Source organism: Proteus sp. fly-1013 (assembly GCF_040140245.1).
GTDB lineage: Bacteria > Pseudomonadota > Gammaproteobacteria > Enterobacterales > Enterobacteriaceae > Proteus > Proteus mirabilis_B.
In genome coordinates this window covers 1-17,262 of the sequence record NZ_JBEEWD010000015.1, presented here as the reverse complement: position 1 = coordinate 17,262, position 17,262 = coordinate 1, and the positions used below count along the sequence as shown (strand labels likewise).

General features: G+C 38.9%; 17 protein-coding genes and 1 riboswitch. Of the genes, 8 read left to right on the top strand and 9 right to left on the bottom strand.

Features of this window, described 5'->3' with window-relative positions; genetic code table 11:
- The first annotated feature begins 26 nt into the window (after positions 1-26).
- Positions 27-1,382, top strand: coding sequence for a polysaccharide deacetylase family protein (locus ABN236_RS18900; protein ID WP_349474703.1), 1,356 nt, complete (start codon positions 27-29; stop codon positions 1,380-1,382).
- 191 nt (positions 1,383-1,573) lie between these two features.
- Positions 1,574-2,779: an Rpn family recombination-promoting nuclease/putative transposase gene (locus tag ABN236_RS18895; protein ID WP_349474701.1), complete on the top strand. Its 1,206-nt coding sequence runs from the start codon at positions 1,574-1,576 to the stop codon at positions 2,777-2,779.
- A gap of 187 nt (positions 2,780-2,966) precedes the next feature.
- Here ABN236_RS18895 and thiH read toward each other — a convergent pair whose 3' ends face one another.
- The 7 genes from thiH to ABN236_RS18860 all read right to left on the bottom strand — a co-directional run bounded on the left by thiH (position 2,967) and on the right by ABN236_RS18860 (position 9,378).
- Positions 2,967-4,085, bottom strand: a complete 1,119-nt coding sequence (thiH, locus tag ABN236_RS18890; protein ID WP_311755830.1) for a 2-iminoacetate synthase ThiH — start codon at positions 4,083-4,085, stop codon at positions 2,967-2,969.
- The gene (locus tag ABN236_RS18885) at positions 4,085-4,864 is read right to left on the bottom strand and encodes a thiazole synthase (protein WP_349474700.1); all 780 of its coding nucleotides are present in this window, start codon (positions 4,862-4,864) and stop codon (positions 4,085-4,087) included. Before ABN236_RS18885 ends, thiH begins: the two co-directional genes overlap by 1 nt.
- A gap of 1 nt (position 4,865) precedes the next feature.
- Entirely contained in the window at positions 4,866-5,066 is a 201-nt protein-coding gene (gene thiS, locus ABN236_RS18880; protein WP_006534717.1) for a sulfur carrier protein ThiS, read from the bottom strand.
- Entirely contained in the window at positions 5,063-5,812 is a 750-nt protein-coding gene (locus ABN236_RS18875; protein WP_349474699.1) for a HesA/MoeB/ThiF family protein, read from the bottom strand. The genes thiS and ABN236_RS18875 overlap by 4 nt, the downstream gene beginning before the upstream one ends.
- Positions 5,806-6,453: a thiamine phosphate synthase gene (gene thiE / locus ABN236_RS18870; RefSeq protein ID WP_349474698.1), complete on the bottom strand. Its 648-nt coding sequence runs from the start codon at positions 6,451-6,453 to the stop codon at positions 5,806-5,808. The genes ABN236_RS18875 and thiE overlap by 7 nt, the downstream gene beginning before the upstream one ends.
- The gene (thiC, locus tag ABN236_RS18865; RefSeq protein WP_349474697.1) at positions 6,437-8,389 is read right to left on the bottom strand and encodes a phosphomethylpyrimidine synthase ThiC; all 1,953 of its coding nucleotides are present in this window, start codon (positions 8,387-8,389) and stop codon (positions 6,437-6,439) included. The genes thiE and thiC overlap by 17 nt, the downstream gene beginning before the upstream one ends.
- A 141-nt stretch (positions 8,390-8,530) precedes the next feature.
- Positions 8,531-8,653, bottom strand: a riboswitch (TPP riboswitch).
- A 44-nt stretch (positions 8,654-8,697) separates the two neighbouring features.
- Positions 8,698-9,378: an HAD family hydrolase gene (locus ABN236_RS18860; RefSeq protein ID WP_349474696.1), complete on the bottom strand. Its 681-nt coding sequence runs from the start codon at positions 9,376-9,378 to the stop codon at positions 8,698-8,700.
- A gap of 145 nt (positions 9,379-9,523) precedes the next feature.
- Here ABN236_RS18860 and nudC point away from each other — a divergent pair, with 145 nt between their 5' ends.
- The 6 genes from nudC to ABN236_RS18830 all read left to right on the top strand — a co-directional run bounded on the left by nudC (position 9,524) and on the right by ABN236_RS18830 (position 13,967).
- Positions 9,524-10,309, top strand: a complete 786-nt coding sequence (gene nudC, locus ABN236_RS18855) for an NAD(+) diphosphatase (protein WP_349474694.1) — start codon at positions 9,524-9,526, stop codon at positions 10,307-10,309.
- A gap of 88 nt (positions 10,310-10,397) precedes the next feature.
- A complete protein-coding gene (gene hemE, locus ABN236_RS18850; RefSeq protein ID WP_349474693.1) occupies positions 10,398-11,471 on the top strand; it encodes a uroporphyrinogen decarboxylase in 1,074 nt (357 codons plus the stop codon).
- Entirely contained in the window at positions 11,464-12,132 is a 669-nt protein-coding gene (gene nfi / locus ABN236_RS18845) for a deoxyribonuclease V (protein ID WP_349474692.1), read from the top strand. Before hemE ends, nfi begins: the two co-directional genes overlap by 8 nt.
- A gap of 74 nt (positions 12,133-12,206) precedes the next feature.
- Positions 12,207-12,797 carry a YjaG family protein gene (locus ABN236_RS18840; RefSeq protein ID WP_023583105.1) on the top strand — a complete coding sequence of 197 codons (591 nt, stop codon included), beginning with the start codon at positions 12,207-12,209 and terminating at the stop codon, positions 12,795-12,797.
- Between the two features lie 190 nt (positions 12,798-12,987).
- On the top strand, positions 12,988-13,260 hold the full coding sequence (gene hbs, locus ABN236_RS18835; RefSeq protein ID WP_004246922.1) for a non-specific DNA-binding protein Hbs: 273 nt from the start codon (positions 12,988-12,990) through the stop codon (positions 13,258-13,260).
- A gap of 44 nt (positions 13,261-13,304) precedes the next feature.
- Positions 13,305-13,967: a DUF1481 domain-containing protein gene (locus ABN236_RS18830; protein WP_227718966.1), complete on the top strand. Its 663-nt coding sequence runs from the start codon at positions 13,305-13,307 to the stop codon at positions 13,965-13,967.
- A 24-nt stretch (positions 13,968-13,991) separates the two neighbouring features.
- Here the strand turns inward: ABN236_RS18830 and purD are convergent, their stop codons facing one another.
- Positions 13,992-15,281 carry a phosphoribosylamine--glycine ligase gene (gene purD / locus ABN236_RS18825; RefSeq protein WP_349474691.1) on the bottom strand — a complete coding sequence of 430 codons (1,290 nt, stop codon included), beginning with the start codon at positions 15,279-15,281 and terminating at the stop codon, positions 13,992-13,994.
- Positions 15,282-15,293: 12 nt separating this feature from the next.
- Entirely contained in the window at positions 15,294-16,883 is a 1,590-nt protein-coding gene (gene purH, locus ABN236_RS18820; protein ID WP_349474690.1) for a bifunctional phosphoribosylaminoimidazolecarboxamide formyltransferase/IMP cyclohydrolase, read from the bottom strand.
- Positions 16,884-17,262: the final 379 nt, after the last annotated feature.

The following is a 17,262-nucleotide window of genomic DNA, read 5'->3' as shown; positions in this document are numbered from 1 at the left end:
TCTGTTCTACATAAGTAGGCGAAATGATGAGAATAATAACTAATAGTTTGATTATTCTATGCTTTATTTTTACTGGATCTGTTTCCGCAGTACCTTATGAAAGAGGTATTCCAACAGAAGCTCAATGGGATTTAAAAAAGCCCATTACAACATTGATGCAACTGCGCCAACAAAAAACGCTATATGCATTTGTGGGAGATAAATTACGACCTGTTGCAGAGATTTGTCCTAACCAAGGTTTTTATGCATCAGCAGCGGAGGGCGATTACCATAAAATACAATTTGGAAATGCTCAAGGCTATCTTGAAGCGGGTTATTTAGAAGATGGCTATTTTGAAGACATTGTTTCTATTAAACCTGATAAGAAAATACGTTTCTTATCAGATAGCACGAAGAAAACAGACTATCCTATCTACGAATATTTAATCACGACAAAAAATACCCCCATTTATAGTGATAAAGATACTGCTAGCTCACAAATAGCAATACTTTTATCCAACTTACGTTATCCGGTGTTATCACGCACAATAAAAGAAGATGCTGATGGAAATAAAATTAATTGGTTTGAAATTTCTTTAGGTGACCGCTTAGGTTATATTTCATCAAGAGATGTAAAGCCTGATTTAGGAATACCTGTACTCACCTATCATCATATTCTCAAGGCAACGGAAAACCATAATTTTCGCCATACATCAACGACAACATCATTAACTGCATTTACAGAGCAGATGAATTATTTAAAAGATGCGGGATATGAAACACTTTCACTAAATCAAGTTGCAGGCTATTTAAATAAAAGTGTCAATTTGCCGGGTCGAGCTGTTGCATTAACATTTGATGATGGTTTGCAGTCTGTTTATCGCTATGCTTATCCTCTTTTACAAGAAAATGGTCAACGAGCAACACTATTTGTTATCTCTTCACGAATAAAATCTAAAACACCTAAATGGGCACCTAATTCATTGCAGTTTATGAGTTGGCAGTCGCTTAAATCGAGTCGCGATGTTTTTGATATTCAATCACACTCCCATTTTTTACATCGTTTAGATAATAATAAAAAACCTATTATCTTTAGTCGTCAGTCCCACACGATTATATTGGATTTGCAACGTTCACAACGTGTATTGCGATTATTAAATCCACACCAATATGCCTTTGCATATCCTTTCGGTGGATATAATCAAAGAGCAATCAATGCAGTAAAAGCGTCGGGTATGACATTGGCGGTGACGACCCAGCAAGGAAAAGTTCGTTTAGGTGATCCACCTTTCGCTCTAAAACGGCTCTATGCTTTGAGCACAGATCCCATTGAGAAATTTGCGAGGATGGTGGGTAATGATGAATATGAAGTGGTTAATAAAAATATCGTTGTTGATAAATAATTAAAAATAAAATTTATAATCTAAAAAAATACCTTTGATATTTATTGAAGGTATTTTTTTATTTCTCTATTACTTATTCAGTTAAGATCAATAAATAACTTATATTTTTCAGATAATTATGATGATTTTTTAGTGATAAAAATTCATTTTTTTCTGTAAGCTGGCAATCCAAATTCAGCATGGAGCTAGTTATGAAAAAATCTATATCCATATCTTCTTATGATTCTGCATTTAAACGTTTTATGATGAATGTCAGTAATGCGAAAGACTTTTTCTTTGTCCATTTACCAGAGGACTTGAAAAGTCATTGTGATTTTTCAACGTTGCAATTACAAAATTCTTCTTTCATCGATATTAACTTACGTTCTCGTATGTCTGATATTTTGTATTTAGTGAAAACCAAAGAGGGTGATATTTCTATTTATTTACTGATAGAGCATCAATCTAGACCAGATAAAATGATAGCTTGGCGTATGATGAACTATGCGTTTTACACTATGAATCAACATTTACAGCAAGGCTATAAATCTTTACCTCTCGTTGTTCCCATTCTGTTTTATCATGGAAAGAAAAAACCTTATCCTTTTCCGGTTAATTGGATGTCATGCTTTCCGCTTACTTCACTTGCTAATAAACTTTATTCTAATAGTTTCTCTTTAATTGATTTGACTTCAATTGATGATGATATTTTGCTGACTCATAAAAAAGCAGCGGTAATGGAAATTGCAATGAAGCACGTTAATAGTTGTCATGATATTAATGAGATTGCAATACTTCTATCAAAAGCAATAAATCAGAAAAACTGCAGAGATGAAGACACGGTTGCTGTTGTAGAATATTTATTCTCAATTATGGACGCATCAGACTTTGAGTTCATTTTAAATAAGATAGTTGAACAAGTAGATAACCACAAAGAGGTGATTATGAATATAGCGTGGAGATTAGAAAATAAGGGATTTAATTTAGGTGTAAGTGAAGGGTTTGAAATAGGCAAAAATGAGGGGATCGAACTGGGCAAAAATCTAGGTCTTGAATTAGGTAAGAATGTAGGTATTGAAATAGGCTGGGCTAAAGGCATTGAGTTAGGTAAAACGGAAGGCATTGAGTTAGGTAAAACGGAAGGCATTGAGTTAGGTAAAATAGAAGGCATTGAGTTAGGCAAAACAGAAGGTATTGAGTTAGGTAAAACGGAAGGTATTGAGTTAGGTAAAATAGAAGGCATTGAGTTAGGTAAAACGGAAGGTATTGAGTTAGGCAAAACAGAAGGTATTGAAATCGGTAAAAAAATAGTACAAATAGAATTAGCTCAAAACTTATTAAAAGAGAACTTTGATCTTTTATTTATTGAGAAAATATCAGGTTTAAGTATTCAAGAACTTGAAGAATTAGCAGTGTAATAATTTAACTACCTATTCTATATAATATTAAATTAAAAACATTCTAATATATTGTTGTAATATTTTATTTTTCTTTAATTTTTTTAAATTTATTATATGTTACTTTTATTAAACTATTTAATAAAAACCGCCTTTACTATTTGTGATTAAATAAATTAAAGGCGGTTTTATATTATTTAAGCTTCAATTAACGGCCCAAGTAATTATCCCAATCTTTCCATACAGGTTGTAATCCTCGTTCTTTTAATACGTTAATAACATCATTTACATGACGATTATCATTAGGTGAAAATTGTTCTAACTCTTCATGGTTGTCAGAATATCCACCGGGTTGAGTTTTAGATCCTGCACTAATATTATTAATTGCTAAGGGTACTGTATTATCACGAAAATACGGAGATTCACGCGTTGAAAGTGAAAGTTCAACATCGGGCGCTAAAATGCGAAAAGCACAGATCAACTGAACTAATTCAGCTTCATTCATTACTGATGCGGGACTAAGTCCACCAGCACAAGGACGTAAACGAGGAAAAGAGATAGAGTAACGACTTTTCCAATAGCGTTTTTGTAAGAACAAGAGGTGTTCCGCCACCATATAACAATCGCTACGCCATTGGCTTGAAAGACCAATCAATGCACCTAAACCAATTTTATCAATCCCTGCTTGTCCTAATCTATCAGGTGTTTGTAATCGCCAATGGAAATCTTGTTTTTTACCTTTTAGATGATGAAGCTGATAAGTGGGTTCATGATAGGTTTCTTGATAAACCATCACACCATCAATACCCAGAGTTTTTAATTCTGCATACTCTTCTGTTGCAAGAGGCTGAACCTCCATCATCAATGAACTGAAATTCTCTCGAATAAGAGGGATGTATTGGCGAAAATAATCCATACCCACTTTTCTTTGATGTTCTCCAGTCACTAATAACAGGCTATCAAAGCCTAATTGTCTGATGCTATTACATTCAGCAATGATCTCGCTTTCATTTAATGTTTTACGTTTAATGGCATTACTCATTGAAAAACCACAATAAGTACAGTCATTTGCACATAAATTAGAAAGATAGAGTGGAACGTATAATCCCACAATATTACCAAAACGTTGTCGAGTAAGTTGCTGAGCGCGTTGAGCCATAGGTTCTAAGTAATGCCGACCCGCAGGCGAGATCAGCGCCATAAAATCATCAAGTGTAAGGGTATGGCGATTTAATGCGGCTTCAACATCCGCATTGGTTTTACTATTGAGTTTTAATGTAATGTCATCCCAGTCGAGTTGTTGCCAATAATCAGAAAAAGTGTCCATTAGAATGCCCCTAAGTATTGGGTTAATGGACTAGAGGCTTGCGCTTGCATATTCACAACTGAAGCAGGTGTAGCAAGCCCTGATTGTAGAGCAAGTTCAGCAGCATCAAGCGCAGCTTTGAATGCTTGTGCCATTAGAATAGGATTTTTGGCAACAGCAATCGCAGTGTTAACTAAAACTGCATCCGCACCTAATTCTAACGCTTCAAGTGCATGACTTGGCGCACCAATACCTGCATCAACAACAACAGGAATTGAGGCTTGTTCAATGATAATTCGTAGAAAATCACGAGTCTGTAAACCTTGATTAGAGCCAATAGGAGAACCTAGAGGCATCACAGCGGCACAGCCAGCTTCTTCTAAACGACGGCATAAAACGGGATCAGCACTGCAATAAGGTAAAACCACAAAACCTTCTTTAACGAGGATTTCAGCGGCTTTAAGTGTTTCAATAGGGTCGGGTAATAAATATTTGGTATCAGGATGAATTTCTAATTTTACCCAATGAGTACCAAAAGCTTCTTTGGCTAAACGAGCCGCAAAAACAGCTTCTTGTGCTGTTTTCGCACCGGATGTGTTAGGTAATAATTTTACCCCTAATGATTTAAGCGGTGCGATTAAATCATCATTACCATTTTTTAAATCCACACGCTTCATTGCCATCGTGACTAATTGGCTACCCGAAGCCTTAATGGCTTCCGTCATTAGTGTTGGTGTTGCAAATTTCCCTGTGCCTGTAAAAAGTCTAGATGTGAATGTTGTATCAGCAATTTTTAACATATCAGCCCCCTGCAATTGCTTGGAAGAGAAGAATAGTATCGCCATCATTAATAAAATGTGTTTCCCAATTCTCACGGGGAACGATGGTTTCATTGATAGCAAGTGCTACACCAATAGGTGGTTGCTCTAACTGAATAAGGAGCTGACAGATAGTGACAGGCATATCCAGAGAATATTGTTCGTCATTTACGGTAATGTTCATGCTACCCCTCGACAAACAGGACATGTTTTTGATGGTGTTAAACGCAAAGTGCTCCAATTTTGTTTTCTACCATCGAAGAGGCGAAGTTTTCCACTTAGAGAACAGGGTAACCCTGAAAGTAATTTAATTGCTTCAAGTGCCTGAAGTGTGCCAATCACACCCACAACAGGACCTAGAATTCCGGCTGTTCTGCAATTTCGTTGTGGTTCAGCCTCATCTGGATAGAGGCAGTGATAGCAACCATGAGTGAAAGGAGGTTCAAATACCATAAGTTGGCCACTAAACCCTACGGCACTGCCACTGATAAGCGGAGTTTGCTGTGTAACACAAGCACGATTAATCGCTTGGCGTGTGAGCATGTTATCTGTGCAATCTAAGACTAAATCGACCTCTTTAACTAGTTTAGACAATGAGTCATCATCAATACGTTGTTTATAAGAGGTAATTTTTATCTCTGGATTTAATGCAAGCAGAGACTGCTTTGCGACCTCTGATTTTGCATCAGGAATATCTTGAGTTCGATAAAGAATTTGACGCTGTAGATTAGAAACGTGCAATTCATCATCATCAACTAAAATAAGTTCACCAATACCTGCACCAGCAAGATAAAGTGATGCAGGAGAACCTAATCCACCAAGTCCAACAATCAGTACTCTTGCTTGTTGAAGCTTATTTTGACCCTCTAAGCCAATATCTTCTAACATCACTTGTCGGCTATAACGCATAAAATCATTATCATTTAGCATGATGGTTTTCCCTCCACTAATTCTAATAATTTACGAGTTACTTGTTGCCAATCTGGTGCTTTTGTTATTGCACTGACTAAGGCAACACTACCGACGCCGGTTGCAACAACATCAGGTACTCTCTCTAGTGAAATCCCACCAATAGCAACAGTTGGAAAATCAGGCGTCTGTTCTACTTGATGTTTGAGTGCCTCCAAACCTTGAGGTTTAGATGGCATATCTTTAGTTGTGGTTGGAAAGATATGCCCTAATGCGATGTAAGATGGATGTAATATTTTTGCTCTTTGTAATTCCGCTTCGTCGTGAGTGGAAATACCAAGGCGTAGTCCTGATTTTTTTATGGCATCAAGATCTGCAATATCGAGATCTTCTTGACCAAGATGAACACCATAGGCGTGATGTTTAATAGCCAGTTGCCAATAGTCATTAATAAACAGTCTTGCGTGATACTGTTTACCTAGTTCTATTGCTTCAATGATCTCTTGTTCAACATTGTCTGGTTGTTTATCTTTTATGCGTAATTGCAGGGTGGTAACGCCTGTTTTTAACAAGCGTTCGATCCATTCAACAGAATCAACAACAGGATAAAGCCCAAGCTTTTTTTCTGTTGATGCGAAAGGCGTGTTAGAGGATCTGTTCATTTTCAGTCACCTCAACACTGGCGATTTCTGCACTGTGGTATAACTCACTTCCATGCTCTTTAAAGGCCTGAGACATTTGTTCCATACCAGCCGCATAATCACGTACTTCTTGAGTTATTTTCATTGAGCAGAATTTAGGACCACACATTGAGCAGAAGTGAGCGACTTTACCTGATGCTTGAGGCAAGGTTTCATCGTGATATTGGCGTGCGGTTTCAGGATCAAGCGCTAAATTGAATTGATCTTCCCATCTAAACTCAAAACGCGCTTTTGACATTGCATTATCACGAATTTGAGCGCCGGGATGCCCTTTGGCTAAATCGGCAGCATGAGCCGCAATTTTATAAGTAATAAGACCTTGTTTTACATCTTCTTTATTAGGTAAGCCTAGATGCTCTTTAGGGGTAACATAACAGAGCATTGCACAACCAAACCAACCAATCATTGCAGCACCAATACCTGATGTGAAGTGATCGTAACCCGGTGCAATGTCCGTAGTGAGAGGGCCTAATGTATAGAATGGTGCTTCATGACAATGCTCTAATTCTTCTGTCATATTGCGGCGGATCATCTGCATTGGAACATGACCGGGGCCTTCTATCATGACTTGAACATCATACTCCCATGCAATTTTTGTCAGTTCACCTAAGGTATGTAATTCAGAAAATTGTGCTTCATCGTTCGCATCTTGAATTGAACCAGGTCTTAGTCCGTCGCCTAGAGAAAGGGAAACATCATAAGCCGTACAAATTTCACAGATTTCACGGAAATGTTCGTAGAGGAAATTTTCTTTATGATGTGATAAACACCATTTTGCCATGATCGAACCGCCACGAGACACAATACCTGTTAGGCGTTTTGCTGTCATAGGTACATAACGTAACAACACGCCTGCATGAATAGTAAAGTAATCAACTCCTTGCTCTGCTTGTTCAAGCAAGGTATCTCGGAACATTTCCCAAGTGAGATCTTCAGCAATACCGTTAACTTTCTCGAGTGCTTGATAAATTGGAACTGTGCCGATAGGAACGGGGCTGTTACGAATGATCCACTCACGCGTTTCATGAATATAACGGCCTGTTGAGAGATCCATTACGGTATCCGCCCCCCAGCGTGTAGACCAAATCAGCTTTTCAACTTCTTCTTCAATGGAGGAAGTTACAGAGGAGTTTCCGATATTGGCATTTACTTTCACTAAGAAATTTCGCCCAATAATCATTGGCTCTGATTCAGGGTGATTGATATTGGCAGGAATGATAGCTCGACCAGCAGCAACTTCTTGGCGTACAAACTCAGGGGTAATATTGTCAGGGAGATGTGCGCCAAAGCTGTATCCTGCATGCTGTTGGCGTAAAACCTCGCTACGAATTCTCTCTCGTCCCATGTTCTCACGAATAGCAATAAACTCCATTTCAGGCGTAATAATGCCTTGGCGAGCATAATGTAATTGGGTCACACTTTTGCCATTTAGCGCTTTTTTAGGACTTGGTTTTAAGGGAAAACGTAAATGTTCTAATCCTGCATCAGAAAGGCGCTGTTGGGTGAAATCCGAACTTAAAAGAGAAAGCGCTTCGGTATCATTGCGCTCATCAATCCATGGTTGGCGTATTTTTTTTAATCCAAGATTAACGTCGAGTTGAGAAGCCGGATCGCCATAAGGGCCTGATGTGTCATATACAGGTACAGGTTCATTATCTTCAAAAATAGGGGAATCTTTTGATCCTCCTACTAGCGTTTTATCAAGTTGGATCTCACGCATTGGGACTTGAATATCAGCACGTGATCCTTCGAGATAAATTCGGTTTGAATTTGGGAAACTGACACCTTGAATGGTGCTGATAAACTCTTGAGCTGCATCACGCTGCTCTTTTCGTGGGCGCAGTTTGTTGTTTGTTGGTGAAATATCTTTAACGGATATAGTTTGATTTTGGGACATAGCATTTCCTAATAAATATCATGCAGGCTAATTGCCTGTCGGGTGAATATTGAGAAAAATGCTTGTCTGGAGGTCGCAGGGAGTATCGACAGATAGGTGTATATAGGTGTGTAAAAAATATACGCAATGAAGCTATCAAAAGGTCGAATCACTCTTGTTCCCTTCGCGGGTATTAACCCGATCAGGTTCCGCGGATCCCGAATTAACGGTCTCAGCCTGTGTTTATAATAGCCTTATAAACACTAGGCACTCCGACAAGAAGATGTCCAGTATATGAAAGATTTTAAAAACTACAAGTCCGACATGGGTTATTTATTTAAATTCCAATGTTGTTGTTCCCACGCTTTTTCATCCGAAACTTGAGTTAATTTTTTATCTGCATTAACCGCGATAACACGATCTGCTTGGTAACATAATGGGAGGTCATTAGATGAATCAGTATAGAAATAAACATAAGCAATGTTAATGTTATTGGCTTCTTTCCATTGATTTAAACGCTCAACCTTTCCTTCTCGAAAGGTAGGAATACCTTCAATAAATCCGGTGTAATGATTATCCTTAATTTGCATATCAATACCCATTGAAATATCCACATTGAGTTGTTTTGCAATAGCATGAACTAAAAAGGACATTGTTGCTGAAATAATTATAACGGGAATATTTTGCTGCCGATATTGTGTAATTATTGATATTCCTTGTGGGTAAAGCAGAGGCTGAATTTTTGTTTCAGTGAAGTCATTAACCCAATGATTTATTTTATCTATATCATGATGTTTAAAATATGCTAGATGTTGAAAAAGATATTGGTTTATATCCAGTTTTTCGGCGTAATAGTCTGCGATCATTTGTTCATCTAGTTTTAAAAAATGAGGATCTGTGACTATTTTTTTATCCCACAAATAGTTTGTCCATAAGCGACTAGAATCACCTGCTAAAAGTGTTTCATCTAGATCAAAAATAGCAATTTTGTTTTTTGTTTCATCTGTCATTCTAACGCTCCTTACTATTAATAAAATTTATATTTATATTTAAGGATGTTAATGAATTATAGAAGATAGTCATAATTCATTGAGTGGTTCTTGCTAAAAAGAGTATCCTCTATTCTATATCATTATTTTGGATAGAATGGTCGTTATGCATTTATATACATTAACAGGATCAGAAAAGGGCTGGTGGACAGTCAGTCTTGGTGGACGAGTATGGCTACCCAAAGGCGAACTTCCATTTGGCTTAGCTAAAGATTGGGATCTCATTGGTCAGCACGCCAAAATTGTTGGTGAATGGCAAGGTGAAACAGTTTGGCTTATTCATGGAAAAATGGATAACGACATGTGTTCACCAAGGCTTATTGCTTCACAAGATGAAAACTTGTTTAAATTAGTCGGTCGAGGTGTTCAGCTGGCTGAGTTTTATCGTTCTCATCGTTTTTGTGGTTATTGTGGCTCTAAAATGCGTCATAGTGAGAGTGAATGGGCGTGTTTATGCGATAACTGTCATGAACGTTATTACCCACAAATTGCCCCTTGCATTATTGTAGGTATTCGCCATGAGGATAAAATCTTATTAGCCCATCATGTTAGGCATAAACATTCACCTCTTTATACTGTACTTGCTGGTTTTGTTGAGGTTGGTGAAACCTTAGAAGAAGCCGTAGCCCGTGAAGTGTTTGAAGAGAGTAATATTCGTATTCGTAATATTCGCTATGTATCCTCTCAGCCTTGGCCATTCCCTCATTCCTTAATGATGGGCTTTTTAGCTGACTATGATGGTGGTGAACTACGCCACGATCCTTCTGAATTAATGAGTGCAGGTTGGTATCGTTACGATCAATTACCGCAGATCCCACCGCCAGATACGATTGCTAGACGCTTGATAGAAGATACGATAGCCAATATTAGACAAGATAAAGAAAAGAACTAAATAAAGGCGCTGTCTGCCAACAGTTATTTTTCCAGCATGTTACAATGCATGCTATTTTGCGGCCCTATTACTGTTAATGGAGTTAGTCATGAGTGAGTTGAAAAACGACCGCTATTTACGTGCGCTGTTGCGCCAACCTGTTGATGTCACCCCAGTTTGGATGATGCGTCAGGCAGGCAGATATCTTCCTGAATATAAGGAAACACGGGCACAGGCGGGGGATTTCATCTCATTGTGCAAGAATACAGAATTGGCTTGTGAAGTGACATTACAGCCTTTAAGACGCTTCCCTTTAGATGCTGCTATTTTATTTTCTGACATTTTAACTATTCCAGATGCAATGGGATTGGGTCTTTACTTTGAAACAGGTGAAGGTCCTCGTTTTAAATCACCAATAAATAGTATTGATGATATTAAAAAACTACCTATTCCTGATCCTGAAGATGAACTGGGATACGTGATGAATGCAGTACGTGCCATTCGTCATGCATTGCAAGGTAGTGTGCCATTAATTGGTTTTTCAGGAAGTCCTTGGACGTTAGCAACCTATATGGTTGAAGGTGGAAGTAGTAAGGCCTTCACAAAAATTAAAAAAATGATGTATTCAGAGCCTCAAACACTACATCTATTACTGGATAAACTGGCAGATAGCGTTATTCTGTATCTGAATGCTCAAATTAAAGCGGGTGCGCAGTCTATCATGATCTTTGATACATGGGGCGGTGTGCTAACAGGCCGTGATTACCAACTCTTCTCATTACACTATATGCATAAGATTGTTGATGGTCTTATCCGTGAATATGATGGAAGAAAAGTACCAGTCACTTTATTTACCAAAGGTGGCGGTCGCTGGCTAGAAGCGATGGCTGCAACAGGTTGCGATGCATTAGGACTTGATTGGACGATTGATATTGAAGATGCACGTCGTCGAGTAGGGGACAAAGTTGCACTACAAGGCAATATGGATCCTTCTATGCTGTATGCACCACCTGCCAGAATAGAGCAAGAAGTCGAAACTATTCTTGCTGGATTCGGTAAAGGTAATGGTCACGTCTTTAATCTTGGGCACGGTATTCATCAAGATGTTCCACCAGAACATGCTGGTGCATTTATTGATGCGGTTCACCGTTTATCGAAGCCTTATCATCAGGATAATGATTAATACCCAACAATTACGTCAGGAGCAGACAGAAAAAGCTCAACAGATTATTTTAACAGACCAATTTACAGCACCAACTTACATAGCAGGTGCTGATGTTGGTTTTGAAGAAGGTGGCGCAATTACTCGCGCCGCCATCGTGATAATGCATTACCCTTCTTTTGAAATTCTTGAATATCAAATCGCGCGAATACCTACAACTCTTCCTTATATCCCCGGTTTACTTTCATTTAGAGAGTGCCCTGCGTTACTTGCTGCCTGGCAACTAATAAAACAAAAACCTTCTCTTATTTTTGTCGATGGGCAAGGTATTGCGCATCCTAGAAGGCTCGGTGTTGCAAGTCATTTTGGCTTATTAGTGGATACACCTACTATCGGTGTAGCAAAAAGCCGTTTATGTGGCACCGATAAAGCTATCAATGAAGAGATAGGAAGTCATGAGCCGTTAATGGATAAGAATGAGCAAATAGGATGGATTTATCGCAGTAAGAAAAAATGCAAACCCCTGTATATTTCTCCGGGTCATAAAGTGAGTATGGATGGCGCTTTGCAGTGGGTTGAGTTGTGTATGAAAGGATATCGATTGCCAGAACCCACGCGTTGGGCTGATGGTATTGCTTCAAATAGGCGATTATTTGAGCAGTTGAATAAGAATAAGCTCTAAATGACCGGGAAATATGTGGATATTTTTAATTTTCAGGTAAACTGCGCCTAAGTTAAGAAAATGAGTAATCACGAATGTTGAAGAACCCAATCCATTTACGTTTAGAAAAGCTAGAAGCTTGGCAACACCTGACGTTTATGGCATGCCTGTGTGAGAGAATGTACCCAAACTATCAGGTATTTTGTCGCGAAACAGGATTTACCGATCCAATGCTTTATCGCCGTATTCTCGATCTGGTTTGGGAAACTTTAACGGTGAAAGATGCAAAGGTTAATTTTGATTCTCAATTAGAGAAATTAGAAGAAGCTATTCCTGATGCATCTCAGTTTGAGATTTATGGTGTCTATCCAGCGATTGACGCCTGTGTTGCACTTAGTGAAATTGTTCACTCTCGTTTAAGCGGTGAATCATTAAGTCACGCTATTGAAGTGAGCAAATTATCAGTAGGGACAGTTGCTTCACTTGAAATGACACAAGCAGAAAGAGAAATGAGCGAAGAAGAGCTTAGATCTCTACCTGCTGTTATTGAAGAGTTCGATATTCAATGGGAAATTTACCGTCTACTTGTAGAATGTGAAGAAAGAGATGTCGAACTGATCAAGGGTCTACGTGCAGACCTTCGTGAAGCTGGAATGAGCAATATCGGTATAGAATTAACGCACTAAATCAGAAAAACGTGATTTAGTGCTTGAAAAGCGACGTTTAAAGACTTCACATCACCCCCGTGTATGTTCTACATTGGGTACGAAAAGAAGTGGCTCAGGTGTTTTACTTAATTTATCCTCTTAAAAAGATAAGTTAAGTTTTTTCACCAGATGTTTTTCAAACGATAAAACATACTTTAAGGACTATTTTATGAACAAAGCTGAATTAACCGAATCAGTTGCTGAAAAAGCGGATCTGACAAAAACTCAAGCAAAAGCTGCTATTGAAGCGTTTATCGATTCAGTAACAGGTGCTCTGAAAGAAGGCGATTCTGTACAGTTAGTTGGTTTCGGTACATTCAAGGTGAATCACCGTGCAGAGCGTACTGGTCGTAACCCTCAAACTGGTAAAGAAATTAAAATTGCAGCAGCTAACGTTCCTGCATTTACTGCCGGTAAAGCACTGAAAGACGCAGTAAAATAATTCCTTTGAACGGAATGAACAATAGAGGGGGATTTACTCCCCTTTTGTTGAAACGACAGGGGCTGTTAGCAATAGGATCTGCTTTTTTGCTCAGCGCCTGCTCCTCTACTGTGCAACTACCTGAATTTTCTGCAACAGGTTATATTGCAGATGAAGGTGTTGTCCGGCTATGGCGTTTAAATAATAAAGCGTCAGAACCTCAAGTGATCATGAGTGTTTATAGCTTTTATAAAAAGCCAGAAACTGTCATCACATTCTATGAGTATCGTCAAAATAAGCTTTGGCAAGTCCGCTCTGAAGTTATCAATCCAAATGATCCTTCCTCTTGGCACCTTCGTTTAAATAAACGAGGTGAAGTTATTTTCATGCAACAAGAAAGCCAGAAGCAAAAACGAGCATTGACAGAGGATGAGCGTTTAAGAATGGTGTTTGCTGCAAGTAAAGAGCGTGAAATCAGTGAAGCGCTTACTATTGGGAAAGTAAATTTAGTGCAGGGTGTCTGGTATCAAAATACGATGACAACATGTGCTGGTGAGAAAGTGAGTGTTTCATTTGAAGGTCCAGAACAACGCTGGTTAAAAACAAGAACACGTAATTCAAGTAAGCCTTCTTATGTTGCATGGCTTGATTCGCCAGAAGGTAAGCAATTACTTATGGTTGCAGAACACGATTTTTGTAAATGGGAACCAACAAAAGAGAGCTTGTGATCACTCCCTTTTGCCGTTGTTAATTTATTTCTTTAAGCGTGCAATCGCTCGATAGCCGATATCATGGCGATAAAAACTACCATTCCAATGAATATCTTTCGCTAAAGCATAAGCATTTTTTTGAGCTTGCTCGATATCATCACCTAATGCAGTTGCACATAGTACTCGCCCGCCAGCAGTGATAACGTCGCCTTTGTTATTGAGTGTTGTTCCAGCTTGAAATACTTTTGCCGTTGTTGATGATGTTGGTGTTAAGCCTTCGATAACATCACCTTGACGATAATCCGCAGGGTAGCCGCCAGCTGCAATTACAATCCCTAAAGCTGGACGAGGGTCCCAAAGGGAATCCTTATCTTTTAAGTTACCCTTTGCTCCAGCTAAACACAGCTCAACTAAGTCAGATTGCATACGCATCATAATCGGTTGAGTTTCTGGATCACCAAAACGACAGTTAAACTCAATAACTTTAGCAACGCCTTGCTTATCAATCATCAATCCAGCATAAAGGAAACCTTGGTAACAATATCCTTCAGAAGCCATTCCCTTAACTGTTGGATAAATGATTTTTTCCATTACTTGCTGGTGGATTTCTGGTGTAACAACAGGTGCTGGTGAATATGCACCCATTCCTCCTGTGTTAGGTCCAGTATCTCCATCGCCAACACGTTTATGATCTTGGCTTGTAGCCATTGGAATAACGTGTTCACCATCAACCATCACAATAAAGCTAGCTTCTTCGCCATCAAGAAATTCTTCGATAACAATGCGATGTCCTGCATCACCAAACACATTGCCAGCCAGCATATCTTTAATTGCAGCTTCAGCCTCAGCTTGAGTCATAGCAACAATAACGCCTTTACCTGCAGCTAAACCATCCGCTTTGATAACAATTGGCGCACCTACTTTATTAAGGTACTCAAGTGCAGGTGCTATTTCTGTGAAATTTTGATAATCCGCAGTTGGAATTTTATGACGAGCTAAAAAATCTTTTGTGAAGGCTTTAGAGCCTTCTAACTGCGCGGCTCCTTTTGTTGGTCCAAAGATGGTCAGCCCAGCATCTTTAAATGCATCTACAACACCAATAACTAGTGGTGCTTCAGGCCCTACAATAGTTAAATCAATTTTATTTTCGAGAGCAAATGCGACTAATGCAGAAATATCTGTTGCACTGATAGCGACATTCTCAACACCACTTTCTAATGCAGTGCCAGCATTGCCAGGGGCAACAAAAACGTGTGTTGCAAGCGGCGACTGAACCGCTTTCCAAGCTAAAGCATGTTCACGACCGCCATTACCAATAATCAGAATCTTCATATCAATACCTTATTAATGACGGAAGTGACGCATATTGGTGAAAATCATTGCGATGTTATGCTCATTTGCAGCTGCAATCACTTCATCATCACGAATTGAACCACCAGGTTGAATAACACAAGTCACGCCAGCAAGTGCTGCTGCATCAATGCCGTCTCTAAATGGAAAGAATGCATCTGATGCCATTGCACAGCCTGCAACTTCTAAACCTTCATCAGCAGCTTTAATACCTGCAATTTTTGCAGAATACACACGACTCATTTGTCCTGCACCAATACCGACTGTCATATCGTTTTTAGCGTAAACAATGGCATTTGATTTTACGAATTTGGCGACTTTCCAGCAGAAGAGTGCATCTTTAAGTTCACGTTCACTTGGTTGACGTTGAGTGACCACTCTTAAGTTTTCTTCTTTTACCATACCTAAGTCACGATCTTGAACTAGCAGCCCACCATTAACACGTTTGAAGTCCAACGCTGATTTGGCTTCTTGCCATTGACCACAAGCTAATACACGAACATTTGGTTTTGTTTCTAAAATTGGTAATGCATCTTCATTAATAGAAGGAGCAATGATCACTTCAACAAATTGACGCTCAATGATTGCACTTGCTGTTTTTGCATCTAATGGCCGATTGAATGCGATAATGCCACCAAATGCAGAGGTTGGATCAGTTTTAAATGCATTGTCATATGCTTGTGCGAGCGTGTTCGCAATTGCAACACCGCAAGGGTTTGCATGTTTCACAATAACACATGCGGGCTCGGAAAATGATTTCACACATTCTAATGCCGCATCAGTATCAGCTATATTGTTATAAGAAAGCGCTTTGCCTTGTAATTGGTTTGCAGTGGCAATAGATGCTTCTTCTATATTCTCTTCTATATAGAAAGCTGCTTGTTGGTGAGCATTTTCACCATAACGCATATCTTGTTTCTTTATATAGTTCAGATTTAAGGTGCGAGGGAAAGTACCTGATGGTTGTGAAGTATCGCCATAATAAGGAGCAACCTTCTGACCGAAGTAGTTAGCAATCATTCCGTCATAAGCAGCGGTGTGTTCAAAGGCTTTAATCGCCAAATCAAAACGTGTATCTAAAGTAAGGCTATTTTCGTGATTATCCATTTCTTCAATCACTCTTTCATAGTCATTACTATTTACTACAATCGTAACGTCTTTATGATTTTTTGCCGCGGAGCGAACCATCGTTGGTCCACCAATATCGATATTCTCTACCGCATCTGCTAATGAGCAATCTGGGCGAGCTACCGTTTTAGCGAAAGGATAAAGATTTACGACGACCATATCGATAGGACGAATTTCATGTTCTTCCATAATTGCATCGTCTTGTCCACGACGACCTAGGATCCCACCATGTACTTTAGGGTGCAGTGTTTTCACTCTGCCATCCATCATTTCTGGGAAACCTGTGTAATCGGAGACTTCAATAACCGGTAAGCCAGCTTCTGCTAATAGACGTGCGGTTCCACCTGTAGATAAGAGTTCTACTTTTCTTTCAACAAGTGCTTTAGCAAATTCTAAAATACCTGCTTTATCAGACACACTTAAAAGTGCACGGCGGATAGGACGAAGATGTTGCATGAGTTTTATCCCTTGGGGTTGGTATAACGGTAGTAATGGTGAAGTTAAATCACATTAATACAGTGAAATTGTGTTTGCTTAACTAACATTTCAGAAGATGGACACAAAATCAATCTTACTTAATCGACCGCTATAATAACGCAAACGTTTGCGTTTGACATGCTAATTTTATGTAAAAAGGTGCTCTGTGGATAAAATTGTTGATAAGTGCGTATAAGTAGGGGTTTTGCTGTGGAATTAAGCAAACGATTTTTTTTCTTAAAAAAACTATTGCCAGCCTCAGAAAACTCCCTATAATGCGTCCTCGTTGTCACGGCAAACCACGCTAAGTGAGTTAGCCGAGAGAACGAAGAAAAAAAGTGAAAAGCCTTGAAAATAA